This is a genomic window from Mesorhizobium sp. M7A.F.Ca.US.005.03.2.1 (assembly GCF_003997795.1).
Taxonomy (GTDB): Bacteria; Pseudomonadota; Alphaproteobacteria; order Rhizobiales; family Rhizobiaceae; genus Mesorhizobium; species Mesorhizobium ciceri.
The window spans coordinates 1-5,335 of record NZ_RZRP01000433.1; the positions used below are offsets into that span (position 1 = coordinate 1).

The following is a 5,335-nucleotide window of genomic DNA, read 5'->3' on the forward strand; positions in this document are numbered from 1 at the left end:
GCCCGAGCCCGGGCGTGGTCTACCCGACGCTGACCTTCCTGGAAGAGGCCGGCTATGCCGCCTCCGCCGCCGACGGCAACAAGAAGGTGTTTTCGATCACCGAGGCGGGCCAGGCGCATCTCGCCGACAACCGCGAGATGATCGACGGCGTGCTCGACCATCTCGAGCGCTTCGGCCGCAAAATGGCCAAGGCGCGCGACTGGTTCGGCTGGAACGACGAGAGCGAAGAGGGCGGGCGTCGTGGCGGCCGCGGGGATCGTTCGGAAGCGCGCGACGAATTCCGCGCAGTCCGTCACCGGCTGCGCGCGGCTCTGGGCGACTTCGTCGACGCCCCGGCCGACAAGCAGGCCGAGGCCATCGCCATCCTCGAAGCCGCCGCCGAGGCGCTGGAAGCGCTGTCGCACAAGTAAGCTCGTCCAGCCGACCGGACGCAGCCCTTGCCCGCTGGCCCAAGGACCGATAGTGAAATTCATCCCGCGTCACTCTACATGGTGCGGGATGAATGCTGTTGGAGGAAGTCCGATGTCTTTTCTGAAGCGTCTTTTCGGCGGTGGCGGCGGCGGAACCCAGACGGCTGAGCCGACGAGTGCAGCGCCAGCCAAGCAGGTCGAGCACAAGGGCTTTCTGATCAGCGCCACGCCCTACAAGGCCGATGGCCAGTACCAGACCTGCGGCGTCGTCTCCAAGGAGATCGACGGCGTGGTGAAGGAACACAAATTCATCCGCGCCGACCGCTTTGCCGGGCTCGATGACGCCGTCGACATCTCGATCAAGAAGGGCATCCAACTGGTCGACGAGCAGGGCGATCGGGTTTTTGGATAGGCAGGACCGGTCGAGGCGAAATCTTCGGCATCTCGCAATGAGCCCAACCGATCAGCGTGAAGATGCTGTCAAGCGTGTTAGGAACGCCAAACAAGGCCGGGTCTCCGCAATGCCATCAAAGCCGGCTCACTCTATAGGCCGCCTTGCTATGGCAGTAAATGCATGAGTTCGTCCGGCATTGTGGTAACCGCCGGCACCGGAGTAGCCGCCGGCGTGGGATCGGCCGGATCGGCAACATTCGTTCCACCGATGACGTAGCCCGGTTCTTCCGAGTACGAGTAGACTTTCGTTATGATGCCTGATTTGAGCGCTTCAGCGTCCCAGACGTTATAAAGGCCCTGCGGCGTTGCCAGCCCCATCATGGCGAACACATCGGCGCTGTTGACGCCCATTTCGTCGAAATAGTCGGACAGCAACTGCTTCAGCGCCGGATCAGGCACCGTCGAAATCTCATCAAGGCTTCTTCTGCCGTTGTGCATTCGGGGTGTCTTCCGGCCGTTCGTTATCTGATGGACGGCGATCCGGGCATTGGCAGCTGCGGCGCGGACCTGGCCCCCAGCCAAGGCCCATGGGCAGGCCGAGAAACAGTACGCCCCACCAGAATGAACTTCCCCTTCCGACCAGCCGTTCCTGACCATCTTTTGCGGACAGCGTGGCACCAGCATCGGGCAGCCGTTCAACTGCGTCCTGCCTATCGCAGTTTCGAGGCCGGCGGCGCGGATCATGTGTCCCATTTCGAGCGCCGCATCCACGTTCCCGCCGCCAGACTGAAACACGACAGGAAGCCTTTCTCCCTTCAGTTTCCGCAGAAATTTCTCAAATTGCCTGGCGGTATCAGGTTTTATTATGCCCTCGGCAGATATCCATTGGACGCAGTTGACGTTGCAATCGCCGTTCCGAACCAGAATGAAGTTCATCGGCCATTCTTCGGGCGCTTTCTGCTTTGCGACGGCCGATGCAGTTGCAGTCAAGGCGACAAAGGCGATCAAGCAAAAGGTTACCAGCGGACCCAGGCGAGTTGTCACGTTGAAAAGCCCCACTTACCCACGAATAACTATTATCGCCTTAGGTCTGTCTGACACAACCTTCTTTAACTCTCCGCTCGACGACGCCGTCGACATCTCGATCAAGAAGGGCATCCAGTTGGTCGACGAGCAGGGCGATCGGATTTTTGGGTAAGGGCCGGACCATCGCCGAACCGAGCGCCGCCCGGGCCTTGCGCCACGATAGACCTATCGCTCAGGGGTTGACGTGCGACCACCAGCGGGTCAATTCGTCCTGGCGGGATCGATCGTCATCAGGCGTGCCCTTGCCTCGATCAGGTGCCTTTGCGCGGCTCTTATCCGGCTGCACAATGCCAGATTGAGGGCGACGCCACCTTCCTCATCCAGCAAGTCGTTCGCGCACTTCAAAGAGTGCTCAGCTCTCCTTATACGCAGTCTGGCTTTGGCCGCTTCCATGCTGTGAATTTCAATCATTGCGCCGCGTCCTTTGCGGTTCCGGTCCCTTCATGGACTAAACCGCTGGTAATCGCATTGGTTCCGGCCCAGGGAATATGCCCGCGGCTTCGGCTATTTCGTGGTGGTGTTGAATTCACGGTTTGCCGTGTAATCGATCACGAAGGTGCCCTCGGGAGCGCGAACGCCCTGCTTCACATTTGATATAGTCACCGTTGTGGTAAGTCCCTTCTCGTCGGTGAGGCTCCATCTGCGCAGATCGAGAGATTTACTGTCGAACACCATGGAGATGCTCGAATTGCCGAAGGTCGATCTGTCGGACAGCTTGACGGTAACTTGGGCGCCATCGTCCCTGATGCTTTTCACGCGATTGCCGGAGAAGTCGACCTTATTGTCGAGCAGCAGCTTAAGCGGCGTCTTCGAGAGAGCATAAAGCCGCGATGTCTTCAGCTTTCTGTTATAAACCACCAGGGATTTGCCATCTGCAATCACGCTGATCCCTGATTGGCCTGCATAGTTGAATCGGATCTTGCCGGGGCGTTGTAGAAAAAACCTGCCACGGGTCCTCTCCGCATTTGGACCCGACTGGACGAAGTCCCCGGACATGGACTTTACCGATGAGAGGTGATCGGCAATCGTCTTGGCATCAACAGGCGCGGCGGAGATCGCGGCGGTGGATGCCGCATACATCGCGGCAGCGCTGGCAACGGCGAACCAGCAACCCAGCAGTACTTTGATCCGATAGCCCATCGCTTATCCCACCTCCGGAGGAGGCGCGTGATCGAAAGAGATCACGCGCCTCCAGGTCAGTAACCCTCCGGGCATCGTGCAACGTAAACCCGGCCATACTGATCGCGATATCTGCACTGGCCGGCTTCGCTGGCGTGCCCGATGACGGCCCCGGCTATCGCGCCAACCGCACCGCCAACAACCGCCCCTTGCACAGGATCGCCGGCCACCGCGGCGCCTACCGCTGCGCCACCCAAGCCGCCGACGACAGCGCCTTGTTCGGTACGGGAGCACGCCGAGAGCGGAATGAGCAGGCTCAAAATGAGCAGCGTCTTTTTCATTGGTTCTCTCCTGGGCTACTATTAGCCAAAGCTTAAATGCTCAAGAAAGCTTTTCGATCCATCGTGGGTTGCCTGTCCTTCAAGCGCCGGGCCGTGGCGGACCCGTGTGCCCTCCGGCTCAAACGCCTGCAATCGCCAAAAGCCAGGCCAGGATATCGAGCAGCAGAAACAGCAGCGCAATCTGCAGCGCCACCCGCAGCCGCTGGATAATTCGCCAGTTGCCGGCCATGTCCGCCTTGATGCGAAGCGCAAGCGCGCGGCGCATGGCCGACATCGTCGTCGGCCTGTCGCCGTCGACATATTGATCAAGCAACTCTTCGGGATCGAAGCGGAATGTGTATTGGTGGTAGGGCCAAAGCATGAAGACGATCAGCCCGCCAATGCCGAACAGCAGGGCCACCGCAATCCAGTCCCAAGGCCCAAGCCCGTTGGAAAGGGCCGCACCGCCAAGCAACGAGTTTGCGAAGGCGGTGGCGAAGACAAGGCTGCCGGCGCGGCTGCTCATGTTCTCCACAAGGGTTTGCTGTTGCGTGAGACCTCTCACTGCTTCCTGATAAATGAATGCGAGACGCGGATCGTCGTCGGCAACAGCGCTTGCGGCAATTCTGTTGCTTTCGCTTCCACTCGGATGTTCGACCATCAGGGTGTCCTCTCTGGCGTGGACTGGATGCGCGAGCTCAGTCGAGATCGCTTGGTGCAAACGTTGGCCGTAAACTGCCTCGCGCAAGGGGGAATCCGCAGTGAACCGAACGGGCCAGGCTGATTGCGCGCCTGGCCAGCAAGGTTTGGGAAATCGACCCGGACTACGCCGGCTGGAACTCCCTGCGCGGTAGCGGCGGAAACGCGATGGCGATGCCGACCGCGCCGAGCCCGATAAGAGCCGAGCCGATGAACAGCCAGGAATAGTTGGCGTAGGCGTCGAACACCATGCCGCCGGCAAGCGGGCCCAGCGCCATGCCGAGGCTGGACAGCATGGTGGCGGCGCCGAACACGGTGCCGAGGATGCGCTGGCCGAAATATTCGCGCGCCAGCACCGCATAGAGCGGCATGACGCCGCCATAGGTGGCACCGAAGATAACGGCCAGCATGTAGAACTGCTCAAGCCGGCTGATCGAGAGATAGGCGGCAATGACGATCGCCTGGATCGCCAGGCCCGCGATCAGCACCGGCTTGACGCCCAGCCGGTCGGCCAGCACGCCGTAGAAGAGCCGGCCGCCGAGGCCTGCCAGGCCTTCGACACTGTAGATCGAGACCGCTGCCATGGGGGCGACGCCACACAGCATGGCATAGCTGACCATATGGAAGATCGGGCCGGAATGCGCCGCACAGCAGGCAAAGAAGGTCAGCCCCAGCACGATGAACTGCGGTGAGCGCAGCGCCTTGCCGACCGTCAGGCCGGCGCCTTCGGCAACCGGCGCGGAGCCGGTATCGGCCATGACGGGCTTCGGTGGTTGGCGCACCAGCAGCACCGCCGGCAACAGCAATAGCCAGGCGGTAATGCCGATGTCGAACATGGCGGTTCGCCAGTCATAGGCGGAGATCAGCCAGCGGGCGAAGGGCGAAATCGTCATCGGCGCCACGCCCATGCCTGCCGAGACCAGCGAGACGGCGAGGCTACGGTTGGTGTCGAACCAGCCTGTGGTCAGCGCGATCATCGGCGCGAAAAAGGCGCTTGCCGCGAGGCCGACCAGCACGCCATAGGTAATCTGGAAGCTCAGCAGCGAACCGGCCCGGCTGGCCAGCACCAGCGCCAGCCCGAGCAGAACCGCGCCGGTCATCACGACGATGCGGGCGCCAAAACGGTCCGATATCGCGCCCCAGGCGAAGCCGCCAAGGCCCATCACCAGGAAGTTGAGCGTCATGGCGCTCGAAATGCCGGCGCGCGACCAGTTGGTGTCGATCGCCATCGGCTCGAGAAAGATCGCCAGCGAAAACATCGTCCCGATGGCGACACAGGACATCAGCGCGCCAGCCGCGACGATGACC

The 5,335-nt window shown here is 61.3% G+C and carries 9 protein-coding genes; 3 read left to right on the forward strand and 6 right to left on the reverse strand.

Annotation, left to right across the window (positions count from 1 at the left end; all coding sequences use genetic code 11):
- Both EN991_RS22130 and EN991_RS22135 read left to right on the forward strand, forming a co-directional pair.
- Positions 1–410 (forward strand): PadR family transcriptional regulator (locus EN991_RS22130; protein ID WP_164769287.1); only part of this gene is annotated, 410 nt, incomplete at its 5' end.
- Between the two features lie 112 nt (positions 411–522).
- On the forward strand, positions 523–822 hold the full coding sequence (locus EN991_RS22135; protein WP_024505488.1) for an HlyU family transcriptional regulator: 300 nt from the start codon (positions 523–525) through the stop codon (positions 820–822).
- 146 nt (positions 823–968) lie between these two features.
- Here the strand turns inward: EN991_RS22135 and EN991_RS22140 are convergent, their stop codons facing one another.
- Positions 969–1,739 carry a hypothetical protein gene (locus EN991_RS22140; protein WP_127369554.1) on the reverse strand — a complete coding sequence of 257 codons (771 nt, stop codon included), beginning with the start codon at positions 1,737–1,739 and terminating at the stop codon, positions 969–971.
- Here EN991_RS22140 and EN991_RS22145 point away from each other — a divergent pair.
- Positions 1,729–2,001: a hypothetical protein gene (locus tag EN991_RS22145; protein ID WP_127369555.1), complete on the forward strand. Its 273-nt coding sequence runs from the start codon at positions 1,729–1,731 to the stop codon at positions 1,999–2,001. The two genes, EN991_RS22140 and EN991_RS22145, sit on opposite strands and share 11 nt — an antisense overlap.
- Before the next feature lie 89 nt (positions 2,002–2,090).
- Here the strand turns inward: EN991_RS22145 and EN991_RS22150 are convergent, their stop codons facing one another.
- The 5 genes from EN991_RS22150 to EN991_RS22170 form a co-directional block, all read right to left on the reverse strand.
- Complete coding sequence (locus EN991_RS22150; RefSeq protein WP_013530154.1) at positions 2,091–2,300, reverse strand: hypothetical protein; 210 nt, start codon at positions 2,298–2,300, stop codon at positions 2,091–2,093.
- A 93-nt stretch (positions 2,301–2,393) separates the two neighbouring features.
- Positions 2,394–3,029, reverse strand: coding sequence for an outer membrane lipoprotein carrier protein LolA (locus EN991_RS22155; RefSeq protein WP_127369556.1), 636 nt, complete (start codon positions 3,027–3,029; stop codon positions 2,394–2,396).
- Positions 3,030–3,085: 56 nt separating this feature from the next.
- On the reverse strand, positions 3,086–3,349 hold the full coding sequence (locus EN991_RS22160) for a glycine zipper domain-containing protein (protein WP_127369557.1): 264 nt from the start codon (positions 3,347–3,349) through the stop codon (positions 3,086–3,088).
- Between the two features lie 118 nt (positions 3,350–3,467).
- Entirely contained in the window at positions 3,468–3,854 is a 387-nt protein-coding gene (locus EN991_RS22165) for a hypothetical protein (protein WP_082826532.1), read from the reverse strand.
- A 298-nt stretch (positions 3,855–4,152) separates the two neighbouring features.
- A partial coding sequence (locus EN991_RS22170) for an MFS transporter (RefSeq protein ID WP_127369558.1) occupies positions 4,153–5,335 on the reverse strand: 1,183 nt, incomplete at its 5' end.